This is a genomic window from Erythrobacter insulae, assembly GCF_007004095.1.
In the GTDB taxonomy this organism is placed as follows: domain Bacteria; phylum Pseudomonadota; class Alphaproteobacteria; order Sphingomonadales; family Sphingomonadaceae; genus Erythrobacter; species Erythrobacter insulae.
The window spans coordinates 730,555-757,355 of the sequence record NZ_VHJK01000001.1; the positions used below are offsets into that span (position 1 = coordinate 730,555).

Sequence of the window (26,801 nt, forward strand, 5' to 3'; positions counted from 1 at the left end):
GAGCTTGGAACCGGTCAGGATACTTGGCCGTTTCATGCACTGAAAAAGGAATAAGAGGACGTGAAGAACGTGCGGTATGTATATGGACTGACGAGCGCTCTCCTGGTCGGAGGCGCGGCCGTTTCACTGGTCACCGGGCACCCTGCGGGCGCTCAGGTGGCACAGAACGATACAAGCGTGATGAGCAATGTGGTTCCGCGCGCCGGTGCCCCGTCGAGCTTCGCAGATCTGACAGAGCAGCTTCAGCCTGCAGTGGTGAACATTGCCACACGTCAACGTGTCGAAGTGCAAAGCCGCAACCCGTTTCAGGGCACACCGTTCGCAGACCTGTTCAATCGCCGCCGCGGACAGCAACAACCGCAAGAGCCGCAAACGCGCGAGGCGCAGTCGCTTGGCAGTGGTTTCATCATTTCGGCAGACGGTTATGTCGTGACCAACAATCACGTTGTCACACCAAACAACCGGGCGACGCTGGAAGAGATCACCGTCACCATGCCTGACGGGACCGAATATGAAGCCGAACTGATCGGCGCCGATGCGCAGTCCGACCTCGCCGTGCTGAAGATCAAAGCGAACAAGACATTCCCGTTCGTAAAGTTCGGCAATTCTGCCGCCACCCGCGTTGGCGAATGGGTTGTCGCAATCGGCAATCCATTTGGGCTTGGCGGAACCGTGACGAGCGGTATCGTTTCGGCTGTCTATCGCAACACCGGTCAAGGCGGCGCCTATGACCGGTACATCCAAACCGATGCCAGCATCAATCGCGGCAATTCTGGTGGTCCTCTTTTCGACATGCAAGGCAACGTGATCGGCATCAACAATGCGATCTTCTCGCCTTCGGGCGGCAGTGTCGGCATCGGCTTTGCCATCCCTTCGGAGATCGCTGCGCCGATTATCGATCAGCTGAAGGCCGGCCAAGAAATCGAGCGCGGCTTCCTGGGTGTGGGCCTTAATCCGATTACCGATGATTTCGCCGACTCGCTTGGCCTGCCGCGCAATCGCGGCGAGATCATTCAAAACGTCCAGGACGATAGCGCCGCGGACAAAGCGGGTCTGCGTGCAGGCGACATCGTGACCAAGATCAACGGGCAGGATGTGACCAGCGAGCAGACGGTATCTTACCTCGTTGCCAATCTGGCACCGGGCGCGCAGGTTCCAATTGAGCTACTGCGTGACGGGAAATCCATGGCGGTCACGGCTGTCCTAGGCAAACGTCCCAGCGAAGATCAGCTGATCCAGCAACAGCAAACTTTTGATCCGGATTCAGAAGAACCGATGAACCCGGACGAAACCGATACGACCATTGCTGAAAAGCTCGGCCTGTCTGTGCTTGAGATGACTCCGGATATCGCTCGTGCGCTTCGCGTGGATGAAGACACAGTGGGCCTGGTGATTGATCAGGTCGATCAGAATTCGGATGCGGGTCGCAAAGGGCTCCGGCGCGGCGACATTATCCTTTCCGCCCAATATAAAGCTGTCAGCACGATCGAAGATCTTCGAGCTGCAATTGCATCCGCCGAAGCGGAAAACCGTGAAGCGGTGCTGCTGCGTATCCAACGCCGCGGTCAGCCGCCGCGTTTCCTGCCGATCCGTCTGCGCTAATACAACGAAGCGCGTCTGACGCGAGACGCCGAAACAAAAAAGGGCGCTGCGGTTTGACCGGCAGCGCCCTTTTTGCATTTACAGTCCGGGGGCGGTGGAGCCTCCCGGCGGTCGTCCAGTGCTTGGCTGGCGTTGCTGGCTGGGCTGAAGGATCCCGGGCGCTGCACCGCTGTTGGGGTCGGGCGGCAAGGCCCCGCCCGTTGCCCTCTCGAGAAAATCTTCGCTCACGGCAGGCGGAGGCTCAACAGATGGCAGACGAGAATCTCTGTTCTGAGGTGTTCCTTCGCCTTCTACGTCAAACGGAGTGTCTGACGGATCCCGCCGGCCCGGCTCGACCAGATTACCTTGTTCATCGATGAAGTAATAATCATCCGGGTCTCCGAAAAGGTATTCATCATCTGGCTCAAGACGCCATTCGGGCAGATCGAGTTCGGTATCGAATTCCTCAACGGCACGGTCCTTCACGGCATAGCGCATATAGGCGGCGAAGGCTTGAGCCGGGGCGCGGCCACCTTGTAATCCGGGGACTGCTTTTGCATCATCTCGGCCCATCCATACACCGGTCGTAATGCCGGAGGAGAAGCCCACGAACCAACCATCTTTGTTGGAACTGGTTGTGCCGGTTTTGCCCGCCACTGGTCTCCCGATTTGCGCTGACCGACCGGTTCCCGTTTGCACAGCCGTCTGCAACAGATCAGTCATGCCGGCGACAACATAGTCGGGCACCAAAGCGACATCGCGCGGCTTCTTGCGCTCATACAAAAGGTCACCGCCCGCAGTGGTTACTTTGGTGATACCGTATGGCTCTACCGAATTGCCACGGGCCGAAATCGCAGCAAACGCGCGGGTCATTTCGATCAATCGCACTTCGGAAGACCCAAGCACCATCGAAGGGTATGTCGAGATAGGCGAGCTGACACCAAAACGCCGCGCCATAGACGCGACCGTGCCAAAACCGACTTCATTGCCCAATTGCGCTGCAACTGTGTTGATCGAATAGGCGAATGACGTCCGCAAACTGGTTTCACCGACATTGCGGCCATTGGCGTTGCGCGGGCTCCATCCATCGATTGTGACAGGCGTATCAACCACGCGGTCTTCGGGCGTGTATCCCGCTTCCAAAGCAGCAAGATAGACAAACAGCTTCCACGAAGAACCCGGCTGTCGCAGCGCACTGGTCGCACGATTGAAATTTGTTTCGACGTAATCGGTCCCGCCAACCAGTGCCAAAATAGCGCCATCGCGGTCCAGACTGACAAGCGCGCCTTGGGAACCGCTCGGCGTGTTGGCATCAATAGAAGCGGTGGCGGCGCGCTGCATCCCGACATCCAATGTCGTCCAGACCTCGATTGGGGCAAAGGTTTCGGGCAGCAGAATATCAAGCTGTGGCAGAGCCCAGTCGGTGAAGTAGCGGACCGAATTCTGACCCGATTGCTGTTTCAGCTCGACTGTATCGACATCCACAGAGGCTTGCTCTGCGGTGATATAACCCTGCTCGCGCATCAGCCGCAAAACGACCTGCGCCCGGTCGACAGCGGCCTGAACATCGGCTGTCGGGGAATAACGGCTTGGCGCTTTGACCAGCCCGGCAATGATCGATGCCTCGGCGACGCTTAACTCTTTGGCCGGGTGGCTGAAGAATTTGCGGCTGGCGCTGTCGATCCCATACGCCCCGCCGCCGAAATAAACCTTGTTGAGATAGAGTTCGAGGATTTGCTCTTTGGAAAATTTCCATTCGAGCGCCATCGCGAGCACCGCTTCACGCGCTTTGCGGTCAAAGGTGCGATTGGAATTCAGGAAGACATTGCGGGCGAGCTGCTGCGTTATCGTGGAGGTGCCCCCGACGCGTGACCGCGAACCAGTTACCCCTTCAACTACGGCGCCTGCGGTACGCACCGGATCAACCCCGTAATGCGAAAAATACCGCTTGTCCTCGACCGCGATCATCGCGTTTTTCATATTGTCGGGGATGCCTTGATAGGTCAGCCATTCCCCGAAACTTGGCCCGATTTCAACTATTTCGCTTCCATCGCGGGCCCGCACCAGAATGGTCTGGGCGTTCTGGGTTGATTTAAGCTGATAAAAACTGGGAATGGATCTTGCAGCAAACCCGACTGCAAAAGCGAGGAACACCGCGCCCAGCAATGCTACGGCACCGCCCCAGACAACCAATCGCTTGGTCCAGCGCCAGAAGCGCGAACCGCCGCCCGTGCCAGCTGCCGATTTCTTGCTGCCCTTGGTCCGTTTGGATGATGACGATGCGCGTTCAGTCGCCTTTCGGCGAGACCCGCGCGCGCTTTTGTTCGTCAAACGGTCTCCGCGTTTAGACATTATGGTTCAATTAGCCTGTTCATACCTGCTCACGCTCTTGCATAGGCGAGTTGTAACGGCTCGTGAACACTCTGGCGCGGGTTATCCGTCCTTCTCAAATTCCAACGCAGCAGAATTGATGCAATAGCGCATACCGCCCTGTTCGGGTGGACCGTCAGGAAAGACATGACCAAGATGGCCGCCGCAATTGGAGCAGAGTACTTCCGTGCGGACCATTCCAAAGGAAACATCGCGTTTTTCCTCGACTGTTTCATCTTGCGCCGGCTTTGTAAAAGCAGGCCAACCGCAGCCGCTGTTATACTTTGAATCGCTTGCGAATAGCACCGTGCCGCATCCCGCGCAGGCATATTCGCCTTCGTCATAATGTTTGTCATACTGACCAGTAAACGCGCGCTCTGTGCCCGCTTCGCGAAGGACATGATATTGCTCTGGCGACAGCTTCTTGCGCCAGTCGTCATCGCTGAGTGTTTTAGGGTCTTGGGTCATGAGCTGCCTTTCATTTCAGGCACAATATCGGATGGCACTGCCCAATCTACAAGGCCAAGTGGCCGCCTGCTGGATGGCGCGCGCCCGGCCAAAACCATGCCAGCTCTTACCCGTCGACCAGAGCATAATGGGCGGGCGGTTTGATCACATCCATGCGTTCTGTCAGCAAGGGGCGGAAACTCGGGCGGCTTTTGAAAACCGCGTACCATCCGCGTGTCTGCTCGTGACCGGTCCAGTCAATCCCGCCGAGATAATCCGCGACCGATATCTGCGCCGCTGCGGCCAAATCGGCCATGCTCATTGTTGACCCCGCCAGCCATGGGCGATTGTCGATCAACCAGTCCATGTAATCAAGATGGCCATGCGCCATCTTCATAGCTTCGCGCAGCGCGCGGCTGTCAGGCGGTTGGCGCAGCACGATCCGTTTCTTCATTCGCTCGGACAGAAGCGGCGCAGTTACGTCGTTATAGAAATTCTCATCAAACAGCGCGGTCAGGCGGCGGATTTCGGCCCGTCCTGTTGCGGTGCCATTTATCATCGGAGCGCGATCAACAGTTTCTTCGAAATATTCGCCAATCGCGCGGCTATCGGCGATCACTACGCCTTTGTCCTCATTCACCAGAACAGGCGTGCGGCCCGCGGGATTGAGATTGAAAAACATGTCAGACGCCGACCAAGGGTCCTCACGCACCAATTCGTACGCGATGTTTTTTTCACCCATCAGCAGCCGGATCTTACGGCTGAAGGGGCACAAAGGAAATTGATAGAGTTGCCACATGACGCATTATCCAATGCCCTAAAACCACAGACAAATCCATGACAATGCGCTGCGGCGCGCAACTATTCAGACGCCGGACGCCTCAAGCATGACAAGGCATCCGGGCATCACATCGTTGACCTTGTCATTGTCCCACAGATTTTGGGCCTCTTTACCCACCAGATCGGCAATGCCAGCCTGATCCAGACCGGTCTCGTCCATCAACCGCGCCAGCGATCGAACAAAGAATTCGCGGCCGCGCGGTTCGAGCTTTGGCCATTTAAGCGCATCTTCATTACCGTTGCCCTGCCCGAAACTGACAAGCGCGAAAGCTGCGGAGCAGCGCACAACGGCTTTGCTTTGCTGTGAAAGTGCAGAGCTTTTTTGCGATATATCAGACACAGAAGCCTGAGCGGAAAGGGTCAGCAATGCTGAACTGATAAGGGTCATGATCATCACAAACGCTTTAACAGCGGCGATCTGAACCGCAACTTACAGGTTTCAAATCAGGATGGGCTTGCCGCGCACCCGCGCCTCGCTTACCCAGTCACTCCACTCAAGAGAGGAGACACCCCCAAATGATCAATCACATTATGATCGGCAGCAACGACATTGAGCGTTCAAAAGCATTTTACACCAAAGTGCTCGGCGTGCTGGGCGCTGGCGAGCCAATGGCGCATGTTAACGACACCGGCCAAACGCGTCTGTTTTACATGCATGATGGCGATACGTTCTCGATCAGCGAGCCAATCAACGGAGAGCCAGCCAACACGGCAAACGGTTTTACCATCGGTTTCAAATGCGATTCGCTTGATCAGGTCAAAGAACTCCACGATGTCGCCGTCGCTAATGGCGGCGCGACATGCGAAGACCCTCCCGGCCCGCGCGAAGGCAGCATGGGTGTGATGAACCTGTGTTACTTCACCGACCCAGACGGTCACAAAATCTGCGGCATCCACCGCCCGGGTTAAACCCAGCCGAGCCTCAACGGCTCAATTGAAAAACCGCAAATTCGGCGCGCCAGTTTGATGCTGGTGCGCCGATTTGTTTTTCATTGGCAAAAAACCAGGCGCTTTCGATCTTTGCGCCTTTTAATTTCGCAAGCTCTCTAAAATCATCGATTGTGACGTGGTGAATGTTGGTTGTTTCATACCAGCTCACCGGCAAGGCACGAGTGACAGGCATACGGCCGCCAAACATTAAGGCGGCGCGGGTGCGCCAATGCGCAAAATTCGGAAAGCTGACGAAGGCTTTCTCACCGACGCGCAGCAATTCATCCAGGATCAGATCCGGGCGCGTCGCGGTCTGCAATGTCTGGCTTAGGATTGCATAGTCGAATGCTTTATCCGGATAATTCGCCAGATCCGTGTTGGCATCCCCCTGAACCACCGAAAGCCCACGCGAAACGGACCGTTCAACAAGTGCCGCATCAAGCTCCATCCCGCGGGCATCGACGCCGCTATTGGCCTCAAGCTCGGCCATCAATGCACCGTCGCCGCAACCGATATCGAGAACTCGTGAATTCGGCCTTACATGAGCGGCAATCGCCGCAAGATCGGGGCGCAAATTCATTGGACAAACCCCTGCACAACGCGGTCCAATTGTTCGTGCGGAAGCAGGAAACTGTCATGGCCATTGGGCGCGGATAGCTCGACGAAGCTCACTTTCGCGCCGGCCGCGTTGAGCGCGTGAACGATATGCCGGCTTTCGGACGTTGGATACAGCCAATCGGTATCGAAGCTGACCAGACAGAACCGCGCCGATGTGCCCTCGAACGCATTGGCAAGTTTGCCGCCGTGCTCCTCTGCGAGGTCGAAATAGTCCATCGCGCGGGTGATATAGAGATATGAATTGGCATCGAATCGCTGCGTAAAACCGCTGCCTTGATAACGCAGATACGATTCGACCTGAAAATCGGCATCGAACCCAAAGCTTTTTGTGTCGCGGTCTTGCAAGCGACGACCGAATTTCTCGGTCAAGCCTTCCTCTGATAGATAGGTGATATGCGCAGCCATGCGCGCCACCGCAAGGCCATTATCAGGCGACGCGCCGCTGGCGTAATAGTTGCCACCGGCCCAGGCGGGATCGGCCATGATCGCCTGCCGCCCCACTTCGTGGAACGCAATATTCTGGGCCGAGTGCCGCGCAGTCGAAGCCAGAATCAAAACCCGCGCTGCACGATCAGGCCAGTTCGCCGCAAGGCTCAACGCCTGCATTCCGCCCATCGATCCGCCAACGACAGCATGAAGTTGATCGATCTCCATGCCATCCAGCAGGGCAATCAATCCGCGCACCATGTCGCGGATCGTGATGACCGGAAAGCGCATGGCATAGGGCGCGCCATCAGCAGCGATGCTGGCAGGGCCGGTCGAGCCCATGCAGCTGCCAATCACATTTGCGCAGATCACAAAATACCGGTCTGTATCAATCTGTCTGCCCGGACCAACCATCCGCTCCCACCAGCCCGGCTTACCGGTGATGGGATGATCGCTTGCAACAAACTGATCCCCCGTCAGTGCGTGACAGATCAGAATTGCATTGGATTTATCCGCTGCCAATTCGCCATAGGTTTCATAGGCAATGTGCGCAGCCGAAAGCACCTGTCCACTATCAAGCGGCAGATCACTGGGAACTGCATAGATTTTTGATACAGTTTTCGAGGCAGCAGAGGTGTCCATTTGCGATGCGAATTGGGCGAGCGAGCGCGGACTGTCAATTCCACTGTTTTTAATCGAGCAAAGACGGTATCGCGCACTCGCCTATGATTACACGACCCACACCCAAACCCTGGATCGCCAAGATCCACCCGTACGCGCCCGGTAAATCGACCGCTGCGGACGGCCGCGCGCTTGTGAAACTGTCCGCTAACGAAAACCCGCTTGGCACCAGCCCGGCGGCAATCGCGGCGCTGGAGACACACCGGCAAGATGCGTCGGCGTATCCTGACCCCGATGCCAAAGAATTGCGCGCAAAGATCGCCGCCATTCACGGCCTTGATCCTGCACGGATCGTCTGCGGCACCGGCTCTGGTGAATTGCTCACTTGCGCGGTGCAATCGTTGGCGGGCCCTGGGGATGAAGTGGTATTTTCACGCTATTCCTTTTCGCTCTATCCGCTCCTCGCGCATAAAGTTGGCGCGACTCCGGTCTTTGCGCCTGATACGGATTTGGCCGCATCGGTCGATGGCTTGCTCGCTTCGGTTACCAGCCGTACAAAAGTTGTCTTGCTCGACAACCCGAACAATCCGGTAGGCAGTTTCCTTGGCGCGGATGAAGTTGCGCGGCTCCATGCTGGTTTGCCAAAGGATGTCTTGCTGGTGGTGGATCAGGCCTATGCCGAATATCTGGCAGCAGGGGTTGACGATGGCGGTCTGGCGCTGGCGCAGGCGCATGAGAATGTTCTGGTCAGCCGGACCCTTTCCAAAGCTTACGGCCTTGCCGCAGAACGGATAGGCTGGGCCACCGGCGCGCCTCATCTGATTGATCTGATTAACCGTCTGCGCGGTCCATTCAATGTAACCGCCAGCGGACAAAAAGCCGCGCTGGCGGGGCTTGAAGATCAACAGTTCGTTGAGGATAGCCGCGATCATAATTCGGCTGAACGCGCGCGGTTTTCCGATGCGATCTCCGCGCTTGGCAATCACGGTATATCCGCCGTACCGAGCGAGGCGAACTTTGTGCTGGTGCGCTTTGACGGGTCGGTAACCGCAGGTGCGGCGCTGGATGCACTGGCTAAAGCCGGTTATGCGGTCCGGCACCTGCCCTCGCAGGGCCTTCCCAATGCGTTACGGATAACCATCGGCAAGACCGAGGATATGGACCGGGTGATCGCGGAATTGCAAAAACTTTGCGGGGACACGGCGTGATCCAGTCTGTCGCTATAATCGGGCTTGGCCTGCTTGGCGGGTCTATCGGGCTTGCCATTAAAGCCAATGCGCCGGGGATTGTTACCACTGGGTATGACCGCGATCCTGAAACCCGCGCGGCGGCCGAAAAACGGGGTCTGGTTGGCACGGTATGCAGCAATGCCGGTGATGCGGTGGCAATGGCTGATCTGGTTATTCTGTGCGTTCCTGTGGGCGCCATGGAGGCCGCTGCGCGTGATATCGCCGGCGCATTGTCCGATCATGCAATCATCAGCGATGTCGGTTCATCCAAGCAAAGCGTTGCAGAGGCTTTGGCAAAGGCCCTGCCGGGCCGCACGATAATCCCCGCGCACCCCGTTGCAGGGACGGAACAAAGCGGCCCAGAAGCCGGCTTTGCATCGCTCTTCACCAATCGCTGGTGCATTTTGACGCCCGCGGATGACGCCGATCCGGCAGCCCTCGAATCTCTCGGTGAATTCTGGACCCGGCTTGGCGCAAATGTCGAGATAATGGATGCGGAGCATCACGATCTCGTGCTTGCCGTGACCAGCCATATTCCCCATCTGATCGCATTCACGATTGTTGGCACAGCCAGCGATCTAGAAGAGGTCACGCGCAGCGAAGTGATCAAATATTCGGCGGGCGGCTTTCGAGATTTTACCCGCATCGCCGCATCCGATCCGGTGATGTGGCGCGATGTGTTTCTCTCCAACAAATCTGCGGTTCTGGAAATGCTGGGTCGGTTTTCCGAAGACCTGACTGCAATGCAGCGCGCCATTCGTTCAGGTGATGGCGATGCCTTGCATGAATTGTTCAGCCGCACCCGCGCCATTCGCCGTCAGGTGATTCAGGAGGGGCAGGATGATGACCGGCCCGATTTCGGGCGCAAGGATCACTCGTAATTGGCGCCGCCTAATTCAGAGCGTTCAGCGCTTCGTGTACGCGGGCCTCGACTTCGGCTCGTTTCAGACCTGCCGGGATTGTTTCGCCCACCCGATAGGTAATCGTGCCGGATTGTTTGATGATCCGGTGATAGAGCGGCCCGCTATTCACAGCCACCGGCACCACCGGCAGGCCCAGCAATTTATAAATCCCGGCAAAGCCAGACTGCAAAGGCGGCTTATCGCCGTGTACAACCCGCGTTCCCTCGGGGAAAAGGACGATTGGGCGCCCCTCCGCGATCCGCGCCCGCGCTGTAGAAATCATCGTCCGCAATGCCCGCGCGCCCCCGTCACGCGCGACCGGAATCAGGCCATATACTTTCGCTGAAAAGCCCCAGCCTGGTATCGCGAAGAGTTCTTTCTTGGCAAAAACCGCCGGAAATCCGAACAGGCGCGGCATATCGATCGCTTCAAAATAACTTTCGTGCTTCACCGCGATCAAAACTGGCTCATCCGGAATGACCCCTTCTTGGATGATCGCTATTCCAAGCAGATGTGTCACGCACCAATGATGCCATACGCCCCAAGTCGCCACGACATGTCGGAGGCGGCTGCGGCCAAACGGAATGGCAAGCACCGACGCGACCACCAGCAAAGCCGAAACCCCGTAAAAGACGGGATAGAACAAGATGCTACGCAGAATCGCCACAATATGGTTCATTAAAGCCCGATCAGGCCTGACGTCCAGCTTGCCAGCAACTTGTGATATTCCAGAAACAGCGCGCTAAAGCTGGGTTCGGATGGCACCGCATCGCGGATGACGGTGACATTTTCAGGCAATGTCCGCGATAATTCGCCAGCCGCGCGGCGCATATGCCAGTCGGTCGTGACAAGCCGCAAAGAGGATACATCGTTATCTTCGGCCCACTGCGCGATTTCGGATGCGTTGCTCCGGGTGTCCACGGCCGCAAACCCCAAGGTTATGCAGCAATCGAGCAGGCTTTGATCAACATCGAACTGCGCAGCGAATTCGCCCGGCTTAACCTCGCGATCGACCCCGCTTACCAACAGTTTGCTAGCAAGGCCTGCATCAAGAACCGCGAGCCCTTGCGCAATGCGCCCTTCACCGCCGGTCGGAACCACAACCGCATCGGTTTCCAGATCATCCGCCGGTTGCGGCAGCGCCACAACAAACCACAAGAACCCGAGGGCCCAGATCAGAACCATCGCCGAAAGAGCGCGTTTAATCATGGAGACTGCCATTACAGCATCGACCTGAGAGCGAGCTTAATAGTGATCCGCGCCGTCAAAAGAGCAACCAATACACCTGCCACCGGTATAGCGGCGACTATCAGCCAGTCGGCCAGGCCCAATCCGCCGCCACCGACCATTCCGCTGTCGAGCGCAGCAAATTGCCGCCCCAGCAGCCACACTGCTGCAACCCCCAATATCAAGCCGACGAATGAACCAAAGGCCGCATCGCGAACCACCGAACGCTGGAAAATACGTGTGACCTGCGCATCCGTGCCGCCCAGCAAATGGATCACCTCGACAGTTTCCCTGTGGTTGGAAAAGGCGCTGCGCGCCGCCAGCCAAACGGCGGCAGCGGTTGCTAGGCCGACCAGCGCAATCAAAGCCAGCGCCAGATATTGCAGCGCCGCAAGGGCATCGTACACCGGCTTTAGCCAGTCGGACTGGGCATCTACCCGGGCGCTCGGCGCAGTTTCAGTAAGCCTGCCCTGCAATTCGGTGATCTCAATGGCGGATGCTCTCCGGGTCAATTCGACGTCAATTAGCGCCGGGATCGGGACATCTTCGCTACCGGCGGCTGCACCCAGCCATGGCTCCAATAGAGCATTAAGCTCTGCCTCGGGCACAATTCTGACCGATGTAACCAGAGGCTCGCCGGTCAAAGCCTTGGCGACGCGGCCGGCTGCGGCCTGCCGTGCTTCGGCGTCGGCCTCTATAATCTGGATCGTCAGTGCCCCTGATAAATCCGCTTTTGCATTCTCCGCAAGATTTCGAAGAGAAAGCCCGCCCGCCGCAGCAATCACCACGAGCGCGATTAGAATGGCAATCACCCACGGTATCGGACCGCCGAATTTGGTTTGCGGCAACAGGCGCGCTGCCAGTCCGCCGCGAAGTTTCGAAGGTTGGCGACGTTCGGACATCTTGCGGCTGTCATCGGCCGCTTGTTCGGGAAGTGGCGGTGCGCTCATCTTCCGCCTCGCCCGGCATTATCGGGGCGCGGCGGAAACCGCAGCGCGCCGGTTGGGTCGGATAGTCGCCCCTTGTTCAATCGCATGATCAACGAATCCGGCACTTTTTTCAGCAAGTGAACATCGTGTGTCGCGACCACAACCGTTGTCCCGACACGGTTGTTCAACGCTTCGAACAGGCGAAGCAATTTGAGCGCCATTTCAGGATCGACGTTACCCGTCGGCTCATCCGCGATCAGCATTTGCGGGCGCGCTATCACAGCGCGGGCGATTGCGACGCGTTGCTGCTCTCCGCCCGACATCGTCGCCGGAATAGCCTGCGCCCGGTGCGACAGCCCGACCCAATCAAGCATATCCGATACGGCTTTGATCACTTTGGTTTCGCTGGCCCCCGCAAGCCGCAAAGGCAAAGCGACATTGTCAAAAGCAGATAGGTGTTGAACCAGACGGAAGTCCTGAAACACCACGCCCAGCCGCCGCCGGAAATCCGGCAAGCGTTCCCTTGGCAAAGTGATCATATCGTTGCCAAACATGCGGATTGCGCCGCGCGAAGGGCGCTGGGCCAGATAAAGCAGTTTCAAAAGGCTGGTCTTGCCGGCACCGCTAGCGCCTGTGAGGAAATAGAAACTGCCAGGAAACAGAGTGAAGCTCAGATCGCTAAGCACTTCGGGATCGGTGCCATAGCGCAGCCCGACATTGTCGAATTTTACTATTTCACTGGGACGATCGTTCATGGGCTCGGCTTATCAGCGGGCCGTGCTGCGGGAAAGCTCACATTGGCCGATTTCACCGCTCAAACCCCATTAAGTGCGCGGCAATGTGGAAAAAAGCGCTCATTTACGAGGATCAGGCCAGAGTACCCTTGTGCGCTTACGCACCTTCATTATTGCCAATTACGCAATGATTATTTCCTGTCCTGCCTGCACAACACGCTATGTCGTGCCTGATGCCGCCATCGGTATAGAGGGCCGCACGGTTCGCTGCGCAAAGTGCAAACACAGCTGGTTTCAGGACCCGGATGAAGCCGCCAGCACCGCACCCAGCGCAAAAGCGCAGCCTGAGGCCTCGCGCGCGTCGGCTCCTCCGCAAGCGGCTCCGGCATCACCAAAGCCAGCTCCGCGGCCCACCAAGAATATACCTGCGGCTGAGGAAACGGACGATGCCAGCGCGGGCCCCTCGATCAGCCATTGGCGCACCTCTGACAAGACCGATCTGGAAAGTTCCAAACCTGCTGCCGCAGACGCTGTAAAAACCGATGCGGGCGGCGCACGAAATTCCGGCACAAACAAATCGGCCGCACCGGATCTTTCCGACGATACTCCTCCGGTTTCGAACGCTTTTGAACGCGATGCCGACCCGTTGGCCGAGCAGACTGTTTCGGATGACGCATTCGGTGACGGTGATTACGATGATGAGCCATCGCAGTTCGATTACGTCCCACCGTTTCGCGCACGCCGAAACCCACTCAAAATGTGGACCATCGCCGCTGCCGCTTTCGCTTTGATGGCCACAGGTACCGTTGTTGCGGTAAACTATTACGGCTTGCCCGATTGGTTTCCCCTGCAGCGCCCGACATTCGGGATTGGCAAACCTGATCTAACCCTTGAATTTCCGAGCGCGCAGCAGCGCACCGAAACGCTGGAGACCGGCGAAGAGATTTTCCGTGTGCGCGGGACAATCAACAATGCAGGCCGTGAAACCGTATCGGTGCCCACTCTGCTGGTTGTGTTCCGCGATGAGCGCGACCGAAATGTCGGCAATTGGATCATCGTGCCGTCTAAGCGTGAATTGGCGCCAGGTGAAAGCCTGAATGTGACAGAAGCGATTGCAGATATTCCGCCATCTGCAACCGAAGCCGAAATCGGTTGGTCCCCCACCTGATAAGCATTCTTTGCGCCGACGCGTCAAAGCCCTTGCGCCTGATGATGCCCCTTGCTAGTGGCGCGCTCCTACCAAGGGCAAAGATTTGGTTCTAGCCCTGTTTCAGAGTGCGGTCGTGGCGGAACTGGTAGACGCGCAACGTTGAGGTCGTTGTGGGATAATATCCCGTGGAAGTTCGAGTCTTCTCGACCGCACCAATTATCTTAGAATATATCCAGATTCCAAGGGTTTATGGAGAGTCCTGAAACACGGCTCACCCCCGCACCCCGGCCCACCTCAAATCATGTGTCGCAACTGCCTAACATGTGCTGCCATGTTCCAGTGATTTGGTAGAACTTGCTGTCCACGAACGGCCATTCGGGATCGAGTGCTTAAGCCGGGTTGACCGCATTATGTGACCGCCGCTGGGTCAGTATTTTCCGAAATCGAGCGAACCTTTGCCGAACGCCTACAGGTCGTGCCAGCACCTCACGCCGACCCGCGCGGCTCGATCGTCGCCGTGACCAACTATCGCGGCACCGCCACCGCGATCAACGCCTACGACGCGTTCGGCATCCCCGACAGCGCGGCATCGACCGACATCTCCACCAAAGGGCGGTTCCGCTATACAGGGCAACTGTGGATCCCTGAGCTGGAGATGTATTACTACAAGGCGCGCATCTACTCCTACAAACTCAGCAGGTTCCTCCAGACCGATCCCATCGGATACGAGGATCAGTTCAACCTCTACGCCTATGTCGGGAATGATCCGGTTAATGGCATTGACTTCAGCGGGATGTGTGAAGACAACGACTGCCCAGATGACAACAAGGTTGATCTGCAAGGTGCCGAAAATCTCGCTGAGAGAGTCGCGGATGAGGTTCTAGGAACGAGAGATACGACGACAGCGATGCTTGGCGAAGCTGCTCAAGCGGTCGGCAATGCTCTCGGGATTGTTGAAGACCCGCAGGGTGATGCATTCCGGTCGCTTGAAGATGGGATGGAGTTAAGTACGGACGAAGCGCTTGATGCGGCCACCAATGTGCTGGGAGATAATCCAACGGAAATAGCCGATGGCGTGTTCTTATCGGAGAATGAGGAGTTTTTGGTTCGGATGACCGATACTGATCTCGCTCCAGAAAATAACCACGCAGGCGCGCCTCATATCAACGTTGAACGGGGCTTCACACAGAGGAAGTTCAACGGACGGCGACGGTTTAGAAGCCTCAACAATAAACACATCTTCTTGAAGGATTGATAGCCAGATGCTCGACGAAATTGTCTCTCAAATCAGGGTTATTGAAGAAAACTCTCTAAGTGATGGCGGGGAATCGATTGTTTCTTCAAACCTCCAAGGCAATGTTCTCAATTTGCAAATGAACGAGCTAGCCATTGTAGAGCTGTGCAGGCAGCTCTTGGACCTAGCTAGGTCAGGAATTGACGGTAAGCACTGCCATCTCGATGGCGTCAGCTTCATTGATATTGGTGATGCAGAGCTGACCGTAATCCTAAAGAACGATTGGACTGAACTCAAACCGCAAGAGCATTCTAGCTAGATTGCTTCCCGGCATTGCGGTCAATGTGCCCAATTGAACGGTCCGACTCATTCTCTGGATCGGCCTCTGGCAATTTGGGAAGCCTTAGGGCGCACACCGTACGCAGCGCCTGCTGTTGATGAATGTGATTTAGATCAGCGGCTTATAGCTGATTTTGGCGGATGGCATCTTCTGTGCCAGTCGTGACCCGGTGCCCAGATAGCGGCACAGAGTGGGCCGGTGGCGTTTGAAGCCGTTGCGATTGTTGGTCAATCTCCCGCGCCTCGACTGAGTCACTTTGGCCCGCAGGGTTGCGGCCCGCCCCATGCGATCGAGTGCGTGAAATCGCCCCCAATGGCGTCCCGCCGAGTCTCATTTTTGAGACAGATTTGCTTGGGTTTCTATAGTGCAAATCTTCGCGCCCGATGCTCCTTGCGCTGCGTCCGCGTCCTCGCTCGCTCCCGCTCCCTGCCGTGCGCGGCCTGGCGCTGCGGGATCGGCCTTGGGGAAGGCGCGCGTGTCTCGACCCATCTAGAGCCGCCAAAAGGCTCCGCCGAGGGGCTGCGAGTATGCTCCCGGCCGCTGTTGTCGTTCCCGCGCTGTCAGGCCGCTCTGAGGGCGGCTGAGAGAGGATCAGGCGGCGTTGGCGCTCTCCTGTCCATGTTGTGCAAGCGCGGCATCGACCGACATCTCCACCAAAGGGCGGTTCCGCTATACAGGGCAACTGTGGATCCCTGAGCTGGAGATGTATTACTACAAGGCGCGCATCTACTCCTACAAACTCAGCAGGTTCCTCCAGACCGATCCCATCGGATACGAGGATCAGTTCAACCTCTACGCCTATGTCGCAAATGATCCGATTAATGGAATCGATCCGACAGGGATGCAGACGACTGCGCCACCTACCAGCTCATGTAACGAGCAAAGATGTACGGTGACTTGGCAAACCAATACGCTAGGCGGCTACATTGCTGCTCAGGCAGCTAAAGGAGCAGTCGTTGTCTGGAATGCGGCGGTGGCGGTCTACAATGGCAACAGCACAGATACCAGAGATCGGAGCGTCCCGGTTCCAGTCACACAGACTGATGTAGAAAAGCGGCATGAGGGCGTAACCGTCTACAGAGTTTGGGGTGGCGGAAGCGGGCCAAACGGACATTCTTGGACCCCGATTGATCCACGTGTCCTTCCTGATGCGCGTGACAACCTCGGCTTGCCTGATGTAAATACCGCTGAGAATCTGACAATTGGTAGACTTGTTGACTCAACAGGCATTACGGTTCGTCCGGCTTTGCCACTAGACGGAAATCGTGGAGGAGCACCCGAAATTCTCGTCCCGAGTCCGACGGAACAGATACAGGTAATTGATCGAGAGCCATTCGATGAGCGACGATAATGACAAGTTGAAGGGTATGACTGTCAACGAGCGATTGTTCGTTTGCGGTCTACTTTCGGCATTCGACGAGGCGGTCAAAAACGGTGATCGATCTCGCTTGGCTGAGATTTTGCGCCGAGTGGAGGTTGACGAACCCTCAATCGCTCTGACGATTGCAGAGCAAATTGGCTAATGCTCCACGTTGTTTGCGCGTTTCCATCCCCCACATCGCTCTGCTCCGTCACCACAGGGTGGTGGAAGACAGTATTGGCGTACGATGCCGGATGGTACTGAGATATGGGTAAGTGTCCGAGGAGGTGTGATCCAGAATGCATCGCGAAATCTTCATTCAAGGTTCCCGCCGCAATAGGAGTTTATCTTATGAAAGAGTTTGAACCTGATTGCGCTGCTCAGCAGATAAGTCTGCTTGAAGCCTATGATGCAATTGGTGAATTTATCTCGCTCAACTACGGTTCTTTAGTGGGGTCTTCCGAAGGTTTGTCGAACCTTTACAACGATACTCATCGAGGCTTGATCCCCGGGGGCTTTCCATCTGATGAGAGTACCTGGGATGTCTGGCTTCAAGCATGTCAGCGTGTGAGAGAAAAGGGCCAGGCACCCTGAAAATGCCTGCGTAAGAAGCAAAGAAAATTCCATCGGGTATGAGGATCAGTTCAACCTCTACGCCTATGTCGCAAATGATCCGATTAATGGAATCGATCCGACGGGAATGGCGCAAGTCTGCACGGTGACCACGGGCTCGCGGATTAGGTCGGCAGGGGCTTGCGTGACCGTGGACGCTGACTTTGATGACGACGGCGAAGATGACTTGTCCAGAGGTGAACTGAACGACCTTGGCGACGACTTTAGCACTGCAATTGTTGCGAATGATGGTGCAGATTTTTCAGATTATGGGAAGCCAGTGACCGGTACTGCCTCCTTGTCTGAAAAAACCGCAGTCAGCGTCGTGAGCCAGTTTGTCGGTGGCGTTTACGGTAGTGATATCAATTGGGGAGATTTCTCCAGAATTGAAGCGCATCGCGACAGCTGGTTCTCAGGAAACTATCCCGGTTGTGGAGGAAACGCGGTCATTGCTTGTGCGCAGATCACCCCTCCAGATCGCTGGGTGTCAATCACGGGCAGACGGCACTCTTTTTTTGCGGGTTCCCAATATTCAAACTTCAGAAATTTGGCCGTTATTCTCACTCATGAGAGCTTGCATTTTCAGGTGGGAACTTTGAGGAATGACCCGGCAGGCCATGCTGCGCTACAACGTAGAGCACAGCGATTGGTAAGAACGAGGCTAGGCAGTGCTTTCTAGAGAATTGAAACGCCGGGTCAGCATGAAGCTCCACCTGACAAATGCGGTTGCAGCATTCTTCCTGCTGTTGGGTTGCACGACCGCTCAATCAGATCGAGCTTACTTTTGTTCTCTCGATGGATCGCGCTTAGATGATGCTTTTTTTGATCGTGAACGTAATGTTCTTGTCCTCGGTGACGTTGTTATGAGTGGCAACTTCGATTGCGAGGCAGACAACGCCGTATGCTTTCATAGCGGAGATATTTCGTTCGAATTTCCTAGAGAGGGTACAGGCACTTCAATCGTGTCCAATGATACACCGTGGGGCATTTATCAGTGGGAAATTGACTATAGCTCAGGAATTTTGTTTTTCAGAACGAAGCGTGAGGGCACCGACACGCTAAAGACCTGCGCTCCGTTCATAAGCTGACTCTATCGCTCCATTGAACGAACCCACTCCTTCACCGAACCGAGCCAAGCCATGTGGGAAGCCTTGGGGCGCACACCCTATGCGGTAGACCCCGTGTTTTGTTGCAACGAGATACCCGAGCAAATCCAGAGGCTTGCGATCGCCGAATGGGTGCCCGAAAAAGTTGCAACGGGTTGCAACGAGGCGTGGGCAGCGCGGTTATGACGCAATGTTAGTAGGTTAGTGTTGCAACATGTTGCAACCGGGCGGAGCGCTGGGCGTGCAGCGCTTCGTTCACGATGCCAACGCGCTGGTGGCTGAGTACAACAGCGCGCACGCAATGCTGCGGCGCTATATCCACGGCTTGGACATGAAAGCCGACGATCCGCTGGACGAACGCCTGTACAAATTTCACTTTACAGCGTCTCTGTCCCTCGTGTTCAGCCAAATCCGCCTGACCTTTTCGATAAGCAGCCGCACTTTCCGAAATCCCATTTTTCAGAGCCACTTTTTACTTGCAGTCATGTAATTGTGCATTGCAATAGAGCGCTATGCGAATAGCCATCATCGATGAAAGCGCGCCGCGTGCCTCGATTATTGAGGAAGGCCTTACATCGCTCGAGGATTGTGAGATTTTCACGCTCACTTCGCGCAACGGATTGTTGGCCAAGATCGCCGAAATCGCACCTGACATCGTTTTCATGGACCTTGGAAACCCTTCGCGCGATGTGCTCGAAGAGTACTTCGCTGTCAGCCGCGCGCTTGACCATCCGATTGCGATGTTTGTTGATGAAAGCGACGACGACTCGATCGCAGCATCTATCGATGCTGGTGTCTCAACCTACGTTGTAGACGGTCTTGCCGCCAAACGTATCCAGCCGCTTCTCAAGATGACAATGCGCCGCTTTCAAGCCTTCGCCCGGCTTGAGGCCGAATTGGCCGAAGCCAAAGACAAGCTCGTAGAACGCGAGACAGTAGACCGCGCCAAACGCATCCTGATGGACCGGAAAGGCGTGTCCGAGCCTGCCGCTTATAGGGAACTGCGGCAAAAGGCGATGTCATCCAACCGCCGAATTGCTGACATTGCAGAGGCGATTGTTACCGCACATGAAATGATGGGAGACGGCCAATGACTATGCAGCTCAAAATCGGGTTTTTGCCGCTGGTCGATGCGTGTTTACCCATCCTTGCGCATGAGCATGGTTTTGCCGAAGAAGAGGGCCTGGACCTGACCTTTGTCCGCGATGTATCATGGGCAACTGTGCTGGATCGGCTGCTTTATGGTCATAGCGATGCAGCCCATATGCTCGCCCCATTGGCGATCGCGACGACATTGGGACGAGGGCGGCCCGCGCAAAAGCTTGCCGCGCCTTTCGTGCTCGGATTGAATGGTAATGCCGTCACCGTTTCGAACGATCTGGCTAAGGCTATCGGTGCAGATGGAACTCTGGGCGATCCCGCTGAGATCGGGGAACGATTGAAAGATGTCGCCGCCAAAGCGTCCGCTTCGGGTCGAAAGCTGCGTTTTGGCGTTGTGCATCGCTATTCGAGTCACAATTACATGCTGCGATATTGGCTTTCGGCCTGCGGTATCAGGCCTGATGAGGACTTGGAAATTGTGACGATTGCTCCGCCATTCAGCGCGGATGCTATCGCCGCTGGTGAGGTTGACGGATCATGCGTGGGCGAACCGTGGAACAGTATCGCTGTTGAGCAGGGGGCGGGACAGATCGTTCTGGCCACCGCTCAGATCTGGCGGCGGGGTGTCGAAAAAGTGCTCGCTTTGCGCGAAGATCGGCTGGAAGAAAATAAGACAGCGATTGCCGCATTGATCAGGGCGATGTGCAAGGCGGGTGCTCATTTTGTCGATCCCGAGCAATGGGATTGCAACGCCGAAATCCTCTCCCGCCCGGAATATTGCGACGCTCCGATTGAGCTTGTGCGGCGGGCAATCTCTGACCGCTTGGTTCTGCGTGCAGGCGACCCACCACAGGAGTATCGCGACTTCATGTTCCAATATCGCGAGATCGCCAACTTCCCCTGGGTGAGCCAGGCGGAATGGTTGTACAGCCAATTGGTGCGTTGGGACGGCCTCGAATATTCTGCGCAAGACGCCGAAGCAGCAGCGCGCGTTTTCCGACCCGATATTTACCGTGCTGCACTGCAAGCAACCGATGAACCTCTGCCTAGTGCCAGCTCGAAAGTCGAAGGGAGTGTTTCTTCACCTTTAACTGCCTCTGCGCAGCGCGGCTCTATCACAATGGAAAACAATACATTTTTTGACCATGAACCGTTTGATCCCGATCATTTGCAGGATTATATTGCAACGCAGAAATAATGCTGCACTGCAAATTTCCGATTGCGCTGCCCTAGCGAATCGGCTATTCAAAAATTGCTTATAGCCGCTTTCCAGCGTTGGAAAGAAATGCGGTTACCTTCAAACTAGTAATTTTGTGTGGCAACGATGCCGCCCGATCGCCCTCTCAAGGGGTGCGTCGTGGCGGCTTTTTTGCGTTGCACAAGCGAAAGGACATACACGATGGCAATTCTCGGGGGTTTTTCATTCGACCGGCGCGGCGTGCTTGCAGCCATGCTTGCAAGTGCGGCTTTGGTGGGTTGCAGCGGATCTCCTGATGAGACAGGCGGAACCGTGGCAGCTGCCAACCTCGATGGCGCAGTCGAAAAAGCCAATCTGACGCTCGGCTTCATCAAGCTGACCGACATGGCACCTCTCGCTATCGCTAAGGAAAAGGGGTTCTTTGCAGAGGAAGGCCTCAACGTAACCCTTGAACCACAAGCCAACTGGAAAGTTCTGCTTGATGGAGTGATTGGCGGCCAATTGGATGGTGCGCATATGTTAGCAGGCCAGCCCATCGCAGCCACGATTGGTTATGGCACCAAAGCTGACTTGATTGCGCCGCTCAGCCTCGACCTCAATGGAAATGCGATCACGCTCTCGAATAAGGTCTGGGATATGATCGAACCCGATCTGCCCAAAATGGCGGATGGCCGGCCCCAACATCCAATCTCAGCCAAATATCTCAAACCTGTGGTCGAGCAGTTTGAGTCCGAGGGAAAGCCTTTCAACATGGGCATGGTATTCCCTGTCAGCACCCACAATTATGAATTGCGCTATTGGCTTGCCGCTGGCGGTCTAAAGCCGGGCTATTATTCAGACGGGGACGTACAAGGCGTGATCGACGCCGACGTGAAACTCTCTGTAACGCCTCCTCCACAAATGCCCGCAACACTCGAAGCCGGAACCATCGAAGGCTACTGCGTCGGGGAGCCATGGAACCAGGCGGCCGTGTTTAAGAAAATCGGCGTGCCAGTAATCACCGATGACCAGATTTGGAATGATAACCCAGAAAAAGTATTTGGCCTGCGGGAAGACTTTGCCGAGAAATATCCGGCTACAACCGCCGCGATGCTGCGCGCGATTATTAAAGCGCAGCAGTGGCTTGATACCGATGGTGGTGCCAACCGGGCAGAAGCAGTGGAGATCCTATCGCGTCCAAACTATGTCGGTGCAGATGCCGAAGTAATCGCTGCTTCGATGACCGGAGTGTTCACTTTCGAGCCGGGCGACACACGCGAGGCGGAAGGCTTCAACATCTTCTTCAATAAATATGCGGGTTACCCTTATTACTCGGATGCGATCTGGTACCTTACACAGATGCGCCGTTGGGGGCAGATTGCCGCAGACAAAGACGACAATTGGTACTTTGACACTGCCAAAGCCGTCTATCGTCCGGACCTCTATCTCGCCGCAGCCAACAAGCTTGTAGAAGATGGCGTGATCCCGGCAGACAGTGTGCCTGAAACTGATGGCTATCGCGGCGAGCAAATGGGCTTCATCGACGGCATCATTTATGATGGGTCTAAGCCTAATGAGTATCTCGGAAAGTTCCCGATTGGTCTGAAACAGGGCCAACGCGTGACAGCTGCCGGTGTCTCAGGCAGCTGATCGCCCGCGCCCTTGATGGCTCTCTAACACTCTCTCCAAATCCTCCACAGGAGCGCCAAAATGGCCACCGCATTTGTTGAACCCACTGACGCTGACAAAGCAACTGACGAAAGCGCAAGGGACGCTGTCACAACCGCCACACAGGCAAGTGACAAACCATCGTCCCAGTCAGCCGAAGGCTTGGTACAAGAGCCCAATGCGGTGGTCGCACGGCTAATGGGGATCGCCAGCACGCTGCTATGGCCGATCGTTGGGATCCTCGGCTTTTTAGCAGTTTGGGCGGTGCTTGCACCGCAGGTAGATACGTCGCTTGGCTCCTTGCCAGGGCCAGCGGAGGTCGCAGTGGCAGGAGCCGGCCTCTACACCGAATACTCCGCCGCAATGGAGGCGGAATCCGCTTTTTATGAGAAGCAGGATGCCAACAATGCGGCGGCGATTACGGCAGGGAACGAGGCGGCGGTTCGCAATTTTGATTATGCAGGCCCGCCAACATTCCTCGATCAGATCATCACATCGCTGCAAACAGTAGCTTTGGGTTTTATACTAGCGACAGTTTTTGCCGTTCCGATTGGACTTATGGCAGGAATTTCGACCCGGTTTAACGCCGCGATCAATCCGCTAGTTCAGATCATGAAGCCGGTTAGCCCGCTCGCTTGGTTGCCGATTGTGACCATGGTGATCTCCGCCATGATCACCAGTGCTGATCCCTTGCTCCCCAAAGCGTTTGTGATTTCGGCTCTGGTGGTGATGCTATGTTCGCTTTGGCCAACCCTGATTAATACCGCGATCGGCACAAGCTCTATCGACAAGGATTTGCTAAATGTGGGCAAGGTTCTGCGCCTGGGCTGGTTTGATAAGCTGACAAAACTCATCCTGCCTGCGTCTTTGCCCTATATCTTCACCGGCATGCGCCTGTCGCTGGGTGTCGGCTGGATGGTTCTAATCGCAGCAGAGATGCTCGCGCAAAATCCAGGACTTGGTAAATTTGTCTGGGACGAGTTCCAGAATGGCAGTTCGCAAAGTCTTGCACGTATCATGTTCGCTGTGATCGTCATTGGCCTTATCGGCTTCCTGCTCGACCGGATCATGATGATGCTCCAGTCGCTCGCTTCAAAAAACCGCACGGTTTGAGGGGGCACAGATGACTGACATACCATTCCTATCGCTTAAGAATGTCCGCAAGGACTACATCGCGAAAACCGCCGAAGTGACTTCTGTATTGGGCGGTATCGACTTGGACATGGAGGAAGGCGAGTTTGTTGCCATCCTTGGTTTCTCTGGCGCAGGCAAAACCACATTGATCAATTTGATCTCTGGCTTGTTAAAACCCGATAGCGGCTCGATGCGCCTGCGCGGGAAAGAGATTGATGGGCCAGATCGCGAGCGTGGCCTTGTATTCCAGTCTTACTCGCTTTTCCCCTGGTTGAGCGTTGAGCAGAACGTCGCGCTCGCGGTTGATACAGTGCACAAGGATCGAAGCAAGGAAGAGCGCGAGGCATTAATTCAGCAAAAGGTCGCATTGGTTGGCCTTGATCATGCGATGGATCGCAAACCCGCGCAGCTTTCGGGCGGTATGCGTCAACGTGTTGCGGTGGCCCGTGCTTTGGCAATGGAGCCCGAAATTCTGCTGCTTGATGAGCCGCTTTCTGCTCTCGACGCGCTAACGCGTGCCAAACTTCAGGACGAGATTGAGCGCATTCGCAAGGAAGAGGGCCGCACCATTCTTCTCGTTACGAATGACGTTGACGAAGCCTTGCTATTGGCGGATCGGATCGCTGTTTTGACCCCCGCGCCATCCGCCAAGATCGGGCAAATTTTTGATGTCGATGTGGCTCGCCCGCGCGACCGGGAGGCGATCAATGATGATGCTAATTATCAAACCCTGCGCAAGCAGATCGTTGGCTATCTTGCCTCGCTCAATGATCAAAGCGGCTCTGTAGGAGAAACCGCGATTGATCTGCCCAATGTGACACCGCTTGATCTTGCACCTGGAAAGGCAAATGAGCTGCCAAGGGCCTATCTTGATGCAGCACAATCGGCGGTTGAGAAACGCTATCTGGAATTCTTCAAACTCGACAAGGTGTATCCGACCCCCAAAGGCCCATTGAAGGTCGTCGAAGATTTCAACATTTTAATGGATAAAGGTGAGTTTATCTCGCTGATCGGCCACTCTGGTTGCGGTAAATCGACAGTTTTGACGATGGCGGCCGGCCTCAATGAGATCAGCGGCGGCGGGATCGTGCTCGACAATCGTGAGATCACCGGCGCCGGGCCAGACAAGGCGGTGGTGTTTCAAGCGCCGAGCCTCATGCCATGGCTTACCGCGCGCGAGAATGTCGCGCTGGGTGTGGAGCGGGTCTATCCGCATGCGGCCAAATCAGAGCGGGTCGATATCGTAGATTATTACCTGGAACGCGTCGGCCTCGCCGATGCGAAGGACAAGCTGGCGGCTGAAATGTCTAACGGTATGCGCCAGCGGGTCGGCATCGCCCGCGCTTTTGCGCTTAGCCCGCGCCTGCTGCTGCTCGATGAGCCATTCGGGATGCTCGACAGTCTGACCCGCTGGGATTTACAGGATGTGCTGGTCGAAACTTGGAACCGCACGAAAGTGACCGCGATCATGGTCACACATGATGTGGACGAGGCGATCCTGCTGGCAGACCGAGTGGTGATGATGACCAACGGCCCGCGCGCAACCATCGGCAAGATACTCGATGTAGATTTGCCGCGGCCACGTGATCGCAAGGCGCTGCTCGAGCATCCAAAGTTTTATCAATACCGTCAGGAAGTGCTGCACTTTCTGGCTGAATATGATCACGGTCCGAAAGCAAAAGCGGCCTGATCGAAACCTAACTGGTGATGATCAAGCAATGACGCTTGGTCTGTTAAGCCACTCTATCGCGCGGCCAAATCGGTCGCACCTCGCGGGCAACGGCGCTCGCCTTCCAAGTTCCATTTCGCGGGCCAGGGATTGTGCTCGCCCAGGGAGGTTTTTAATGCGCCACACACTTCATTTTATCGTTCTGACCACTGCTCTTACGTCGGCTGCGCCGGCTTTCGCCGGACCGCTTGACCCGGTTGCGGTCGGCGAAGGCGTGACGCTTGATCCAATATTGGACGTGCTTTTTCGGGTTGAGACAGCGGACCAGCCGACTTTTGAGGAAAATGCGACTTCAGTGACCGTCCGCGCACGGGCAGGTGCAGAGTTAAAAAAGGGCGGCTTCTCTATCCTGGCTGAGGCAGAAGGCACTGGTGCGCTTGTCGATGACTTCAACGACACAATTCCAAGCAACGGGATCGAACCTTTCCCAGTGATTGCTGACCCAAATAGCTTTGACCTTAACCGTCTCCAACTCGCCTATAACGGCGACAGTTTTGGTGTCACAGTTGGCCGGCAGCGGATTATTCTAGATGATCAGCGCTTCGTTGGTAATGTTGGCTGGCGCCAGAATGAGCAGACCTTCGATGCAGTGCGCGGCACCGCAAAATTCGGGCCGGTTTCACTTGATGCAACATATGCCATCTCGCAGCGGACAATTTTTGGCAGTGAAAGCCCGAACCGGTTTTTCGACGGCGATTTCATCTTCCTCAACGGGAAAGTAGACTTAAAGGCTGTCAACGCCATCGCCTACTCATACACGGTTGATTATGACACCCGCCTCGCTTTCTCCAGCCAGACATTGGGCGGCGAGGCTTCGGGCACCATCCCGGCAGGACCATTGAAGATTAAGCTCAGAGCTGGGCTCGCAACTCAGTCTGACGCGGGCGACAATCCGGTTGGCTACACCGCGGGTTATAAGGTCGGCGAGGTCACTGTCACTGAAGGTGGTTGGACCATCCGCGCCCAATATGAAGAATTGGGCAGCGATAACGGTGTCGCCGCATTCCAGACGCCTCTTTCAACCGCGCATAAATTCAACGGTTTTGCTGATCTGTTTTTGGTGACCCCAGCCACTGGCCTGCGAGACACCAACATTCGTGTTGGGAAGAAAATCACGATCGCTGGACTGACTACGTTCAACGCCTTTGTTGGCTTTCATCAGTTCGATAGCGATTTCGGCGGGATCGACTACGGCACTGAAATTGATGGCGTCGTGACCTTCAAGGCCGGTCCAGTGGCCATTTTGGCGAAGCTGGGTGATTACCGCGCTAACGATTTCGGCGTCGACACCACCCGCTTCACTTTGCAGGCTGGGATCAGTTTTTGATGCGAAGGA

The 26,801-nt window shown here is 56.0% G+C and carries 29 protein-coding genes and 1 tRNA gene; 20 read left to right on the forward strand and 10 right to left on the reverse strand.

Features of this window, described 5'->3' with window-relative positions:
- The first annotated feature begins 60 nt into the window (after positions 1-60).
- Positions 61-1,602 (forward strand): Do family serine endopeptidase, encoded by a 1,542-nt coding sequence (locus FGU71_RS03495; RefSeq protein WP_142787270.1) that lies wholly within the window; start codon positions 61-63, stop codon positions 1,600-1,602.
- Positions 1,603-1,680: 78 nt separating this feature from the next.
- Here the strand turns inward: FGU71_RS03495 and FGU71_RS03500 are convergent, their stop codons facing one another.
- The 4 genes from FGU71_RS03500 to FGU71_RS03515 all read right to left on the reverse strand — a co-directional run bounded on the left by FGU71_RS03500 (position 1,681) and on the right by FGU71_RS03515 (position 5,632).
- Entirely contained in the window at positions 1,681-3,933 is a 2,253-nt protein-coding gene (locus FGU71_RS03500) for a transglycosylase domain-containing protein (protein ID WP_142787271.1), read from the reverse strand.
- A gap of 81 nt (positions 3,934-4,014) precedes the next feature.
- A complete protein-coding gene (gene msrB / locus FGU71_RS03505) occupies positions 4,015-4,419 on the reverse strand; it encodes a peptide-methionine (R)-S-oxide reductase MsrB (RefSeq protein ID WP_142787272.1) in 405 nt (134 codons plus the stop codon).
- Positions 4,420-4,525: 106 nt separating this feature from the next.
- Positions 4,526-5,197 carry a glutathione S-transferase family protein gene (locus FGU71_RS03510; protein ID WP_142787273.1) on the reverse strand — a complete coding sequence of 224 codons (672 nt, stop codon included), beginning with the start codon at positions 5,195-5,197 and terminating at the stop codon, positions 4,526-4,528.
- A 66-nt stretch (positions 5,198-5,263) separates the two neighbouring features.
- On the reverse strand, positions 5,264-5,632 hold the full coding sequence (locus tag FGU71_RS03515) for a hypothetical protein (protein WP_142787274.1): 369 nt from the start codon (positions 5,630-5,632) through the stop codon (positions 5,264-5,266).
- Between the two features lie 122 nt (positions 5,633-5,754).
- Between FGU71_RS03515 and FGU71_RS03520 the strand changes: the two genes are divergently transcribed.
- Positions 5,755-6,147: a VOC family protein gene (locus FGU71_RS03520; RefSeq protein WP_142787275.1), complete on the forward strand. Its 393-nt coding sequence runs from the start codon at positions 5,755-5,757 to the stop codon at positions 6,145-6,147.
- Between the two features lie 13 nt (positions 6,148-6,160).
- Here FGU71_RS03520 and metW read toward each other — a convergent pair whose 3' ends face one another.
- Both metW and metX read right to left on the reverse strand, forming a co-directional pair.
- Positions 6,161-6,748 carry a methionine biosynthesis protein MetW gene (metW, locus tag FGU71_RS03525; protein WP_142787276.1) on the reverse strand — a complete coding sequence of 196 codons (588 nt, stop codon included), beginning with the start codon at positions 6,746-6,748 and terminating at the stop codon, positions 6,161-6,163.
- On the reverse strand, positions 6,745-7,854 hold the full coding sequence (gene metX / locus FGU71_RS03530; protein WP_142787277.1) for a homoserine O-acetyltransferase MetX: 1,110 nt from the start codon (positions 7,852-7,854) through the stop codon (positions 6,745-6,747). Before metX ends, metW begins: the two co-directional genes overlap by 4 nt.
- 83 nt (positions 7,855-7,937) lie before the next feature.
- Here metX and hisC point away from each other — a divergent pair, with 83 nt between their 5' ends.
- Positions 7,938-9,041, forward strand: a complete 1,104-nt coding sequence (hisC, locus tag FGU71_RS03535) for a histidinol-phosphate transaminase (protein ID WP_142787278.1) — start codon at positions 7,938-7,940, stop codon at positions 9,039-9,041.
- Positions 9,038-9,943 carry a prephenate/arogenate dehydrogenase family protein gene (locus tag FGU71_RS03540; RefSeq protein WP_142787279.1) on the forward strand — a complete coding sequence of 302 codons (906 nt, stop codon included), beginning with the start codon at positions 9,038-9,040 and terminating at the stop codon, positions 9,941-9,943. Before hisC ends, FGU71_RS03540 begins: the two co-directional genes overlap by 4 nt.
- A 10-nt stretch (positions 9,944-9,953) precedes the next feature.
- On the opposite strand, the gene FGU71_RS03545 is transcribed toward FGU71_RS03540, so the two are convergent.
- The 4 genes from FGU71_RS03545 to ftsE are packed head-to-tail and all read right to left on the reverse strand — an operon-like array spanning position 9,954 to position 12,875.
- Positions 9,954-10,643, reverse strand: coding sequence for a lysophospholipid acyltransferase family protein (locus FGU71_RS03545; RefSeq protein ID WP_185960189.1), 690 nt, complete (start codon positions 10,641-10,643; stop codon positions 9,954-9,956).
- The gene (locus tag FGU71_RS03550) at positions 10,643-11,173 is read right to left on the reverse strand and encodes a YdcF family protein (RefSeq protein ID WP_142787280.1); all 531 of its coding nucleotides are present in this window, start codon (positions 11,171-11,173) and stop codon (positions 10,643-10,645) included. Before FGU71_RS03550 ends, FGU71_RS03545 begins: the two co-directional genes overlap by 1 nt.
- A gap of 11 nt (positions 11,174-11,184) precedes the next feature.
- On the reverse strand, positions 11,185-12,141 hold the full coding sequence (locus FGU71_RS03555) for a cell division protein FtsX (RefSeq protein WP_234035627.1): 957 nt from the start codon (positions 12,139-12,141) through the stop codon (positions 11,185-11,187).
- Entirely contained in the window at positions 12,138-12,875 is a 738-nt protein-coding gene (ftsE, locus tag FGU71_RS03560) for a cell division ATP-binding protein FtsE (protein WP_142787281.1), read from the reverse strand. The genes FGU71_RS03555 and ftsE overlap by 4 nt, the downstream gene beginning before the upstream one ends.
- Positions 12,876-13,041: 166 nt before the next feature.
- Here ftsE and FGU71_RS03565 point away from each other — a divergent pair, with 166 nt between their 5' ends.
- The 16 genes from FGU71_RS03565 (at position 13,042) to FGU71_RS03640 (ending at position 26,792) form a co-directional block, all read left to right on the forward strand.
- Entirely contained in the window at positions 13,042-14,022 is a 981-nt protein-coding gene (locus FGU71_RS03565) for an MJ0042-type zinc finger domain-containing protein (protein WP_142787282.1), read from the forward strand.
- Positions 14,023-14,131: 109 nt separating this feature from the next.
- Positions 14,132-14,219 (forward strand) — tRNA-Leu (locus FGU71_RS03570).
- Positions 14,220-14,416: 197 nt separating this feature from the next.
- The gene (locus FGU71_RS03575) at positions 14,417-15,259 is read left to right on the forward strand and encodes an RHS repeat-associated core domain-containing protein (protein WP_142787283.1); all 843 of its coding nucleotides are present in this window, start codon (positions 14,417-14,419) and stop codon (positions 15,257-15,259) included.
- 7 nt (positions 15,260-15,266) lie between these two features.
- Complete coding sequence (locus FGU71_RS03580) at positions 15,267-15,557, forward strand: hypothetical protein (protein WP_142787284.1); 291 nt, start codon at positions 15,267-15,269, stop codon at positions 15,555-15,557.
- A 622-nt stretch (positions 15,558-16,179) separates the two neighbouring features.
- On the forward strand, positions 16,180-16,929 hold the full coding sequence (locus tag FGU71_RS03585; protein ID WP_142787285.1) for an RHS repeat-associated core domain-containing protein: 750 nt from the start codon (positions 16,180-16,182) through the stop codon (positions 16,927-16,929).
- Positions 16,916-17,101: a hypothetical protein gene (locus FGU71_RS03590; protein WP_142787286.1), complete on the forward strand. Its 186-nt coding sequence runs from the start codon at positions 16,916-16,918 to the stop codon at positions 17,099-17,101. Before FGU71_RS03585 ends, FGU71_RS03590 begins: the two co-directional genes overlap by 14 nt.
- A 188-nt stretch (positions 17,102-17,289) precedes the next feature.
- Positions 17,290-17,532, forward strand: coding sequence for a hypothetical protein (locus tag FGU71_RS03595; RefSeq protein WP_142787287.1), 243 nt, complete (start codon positions 17,290-17,292; stop codon positions 17,530-17,532).
- Between the two features lie 163 nt (positions 17,533-17,695).
- A complete protein-coding gene (locus tag FGU71_RS03600) occupies positions 17,696-18,229 on the forward strand; it encodes a hypothetical protein (protein WP_142787288.1) in 534 nt (177 codons plus the stop codon).
- Between the two features lie 22 nt (positions 18,230-18,251).
- Positions 18,252-18,638 (forward strand): hypothetical protein, encoded by a 387-nt coding sequence (locus tag FGU71_RS03605; protein ID WP_142787289.1) that lies wholly within the window; start codon positions 18,252-18,254, stop codon positions 18,636-18,638.
- A 232-nt stretch (positions 18,639-18,870) separates the two neighbouring features.
- Positions 18,871-19,146 (forward strand): hypothetical protein, encoded by a 276-nt coding sequence (locus tag FGU71_RS03610; RefSeq protein ID WP_142787290.1) that lies wholly within the window; start codon positions 18,871-18,873, stop codon positions 19,144-19,146.
- A 22-nt stretch (positions 19,147-19,168) separates the two neighbouring features.
- Positions 19,169-19,750, forward strand: coding sequence for an ANTAR domain-containing response regulator (locus tag FGU71_RS03615; RefSeq protein ID WP_142787291.1), 582 nt, complete (start codon positions 19,169-19,171; stop codon positions 19,748-19,750).
- Positions 19,747-20,955 carry an ABC transporter substrate-binding protein gene (locus tag FGU71_RS03620; protein WP_142787292.1) on the forward strand — a complete coding sequence of 403 codons (1,209 nt, stop codon included), beginning with the start codon at positions 19,747-19,749 and terminating at the stop codon, positions 20,953-20,955. Before FGU71_RS03615 ends, FGU71_RS03620 begins: the two co-directional genes overlap by 4 nt.
- A 201-nt stretch (positions 20,956-21,156) precedes the next feature.
- Positions 21,157-22,584, forward strand: coding sequence for a CmpA/NrtA family ABC transporter substrate-binding protein (locus FGU71_RS03625; RefSeq protein WP_142787293.1), 1,428 nt, complete (start codon positions 21,157-21,159; stop codon positions 22,582-22,584).
- A gap of 60 nt (positions 22,585-22,644) precedes the next feature.
- On the forward strand, positions 22,645-23,715 hold the full coding sequence (locus FGU71_RS03630; protein ID WP_142787294.1) for an ABC transporter permease: 1,071 nt from the start codon (positions 22,645-22,647) through the stop codon (positions 23,713-23,715).
- A 10-nt stretch (positions 23,716-23,725) separates the two neighbouring features.
- Positions 23,726-25,426 carry an ABC transporter ATP-binding protein gene (locus FGU71_RS03635; RefSeq protein ID WP_142787295.1) on the forward strand — a complete coding sequence of 567 codons (1,701 nt, stop codon included), beginning with the start codon at positions 23,726-23,728 and terminating at the stop codon, positions 25,424-25,426.
- Between the two features lie 154 nt (positions 25,427-25,580).
- Positions 25,581-26,792: an alginate export family protein gene (locus FGU71_RS03640; protein ID WP_142787296.1), complete on the forward strand. Its 1,212-nt coding sequence runs from the start codon at positions 25,581-25,583 to the stop codon at positions 26,790-26,792.
- Positions 26,793-26,801: the final 9 nt, after the last annotated feature.

Excerpts from the sequence above, each read along its gene's own strand:
- FGU71_RS03590 (WP_142787286.1), top strand. The coding sequence starts at position 16,916 with ATGAGCGACGATAATGACAAGTTGAAGGGTATGACTGTCAACGAGCGA.
- FGU71_RS03545 (WP_185960189.1), bottom strand. The coding sequence starts at position 10,643 with ATGAACCATATTGTGGCGATTCTGCGTAGCATCTTGTTCTATCCCGTC.
- msrB (WP_142787272.1), bottom strand. The coding sequence starts at position 4,419 with ATGACCCAAGACCCTAAAACACTCAGCGATGACGACTGGCGCAAGAAG.
- metX (WP_142787277.1), bottom strand. The coding sequence starts at position 7,854 with ATGGACACCTCTGCTGCCTCGAAAACTGTATCAAAAATCTATGCAGTT.
- FGU71_RS03625 (WP_142787293.1), top strand. The coding sequence starts at position 21,157 with ATGGCAATTCTCGGGGGTTTTTCATTCGACCGGCGCGGCGTGCTTGCA.
- FGU71_RS03580 (WP_142787284.1), top strand. The coding sequence starts at position 15,267 with ATGCTCGACGAAATTGTCTCTCAAATCAGGGTTATTGAAGAAAACTCT.
- FGU71_RS03605 (WP_142787289.1), top strand. The coding sequence starts at position 18,252 with ATGAAGCTCCACCTGACAAATGCGGTTGCAGCATTCTTCCTGCTGTTG.
- FGU71_RS03635 (WP_142787295.1), top strand. The coding sequence starts at position 23,726 with ATGACTGACATACCATTCCTATCGCTTAAGAATGTCCGCAAGGACTAC.
- FGU71_RS03550 (WP_142787280.1), bottom strand. The coding sequence starts at position 11,173 with ATGATTAAACGCGCTCTTTCGGCGATGGTTCTGATCTGGGCCCTCGGG.
- FGU71_RS03565 (WP_142787282.1), top strand. The coding sequence starts at position 13,042 with ATGATTATTTCCTGTCCTGCCTGCACAACACGCTATGTCGTGCCTGAT.
- FGU71_RS03620 (WP_142787292.1), top strand. The coding sequence starts at position 19,747 with ATGACTATGCAGCTCAAAATCGGGTTTTTGCCGCTGGTCGATGCGTGT.
- metW (WP_142787276.1), bottom strand. The coding sequence starts at position 6,748 with ATGAATTTGCGCCCCGATCTTGCGGCGATTGCCGCTCATGTAAGGCCG.
- hisC (WP_142787278.1), top strand. The coding sequence starts at position 7,938 with ATGATTACACGACCCACACCCAAACCCTGGATCGCCAAGATCCACCCG.
- FGU71_RS03555 (WP_234035627.1), bottom strand. The coding sequence starts at position 12,141 with ATGAGCGCACCGCCACTTCCCGAACAAGCGGCCGATGACAGCCGCAAG.
- FGU71_RS03610 (WP_142787290.1), top strand. The coding sequence starts at position 18,871 with ATGTTGCAACCGGGCGGAGCGCTGGGCGTGCAGCGCTTCGTTCACGAT.
- FGU71_RS03640 (WP_142787296.1), top strand. The coding sequence starts at position 25,581 with ATGCGCCACACACTTCATTTTATCGTTCTGACCACTGCTCTTACGTCG.
- FGU71_RS03510 (WP_142787273.1), bottom strand. The coding sequence starts at position 5,197 with ATGTGGCAACTCTATCAATTTCCTTTGTGCCCCTTCAGCCGTAAGATC.
- FGU71_RS03515 (WP_142787274.1), bottom strand. The coding sequence starts at position 5,632 with ATGATCATGACCCTTATCAGTTCAGCATTGCTGACCCTTTCCGCTCAG.
- ftsE (WP_142787281.1), bottom strand. The coding sequence starts at position 12,875 with ATGAACGATCGTCCCAGTGAAATAGTAAAATTCGACAATGTCGGGCTG.
- FGU71_RS03500 (WP_142787271.1), bottom strand. The coding sequence starts at position 3,933 with ATGTCTAAACGCGGAGACCGTTTGACGAACAAAAGCGCGCGCGGGTCT.
- FGU71_RS03630 (WP_142787294.1), top strand. The coding sequence starts at position 22,645 with ATGGCCACCGCATTTGTTGAACCCACTGACGCTGACAAAGCAACTGAC.
- FGU71_RS03595 (WP_142787287.1), top strand. The coding sequence starts at position 17,290 with ATGAAAGAGTTTGAACCTGATTGCGCTGCTCAGCAGATAAGTCTGCTT.
- FGU71_RS03615 (WP_142787291.1), top strand. The coding sequence starts at position 19,169 with ATGCGAATAGCCATCATCGATGAAAGCGCGCCGCGTGCCTCGATTATT.
- FGU71_RS03520 (WP_142787275.1), top strand. The coding sequence starts at position 5,755 with ATGATCAATCACATTATGATCGGCAGCAACGACATTGAGCGTTCAAAA.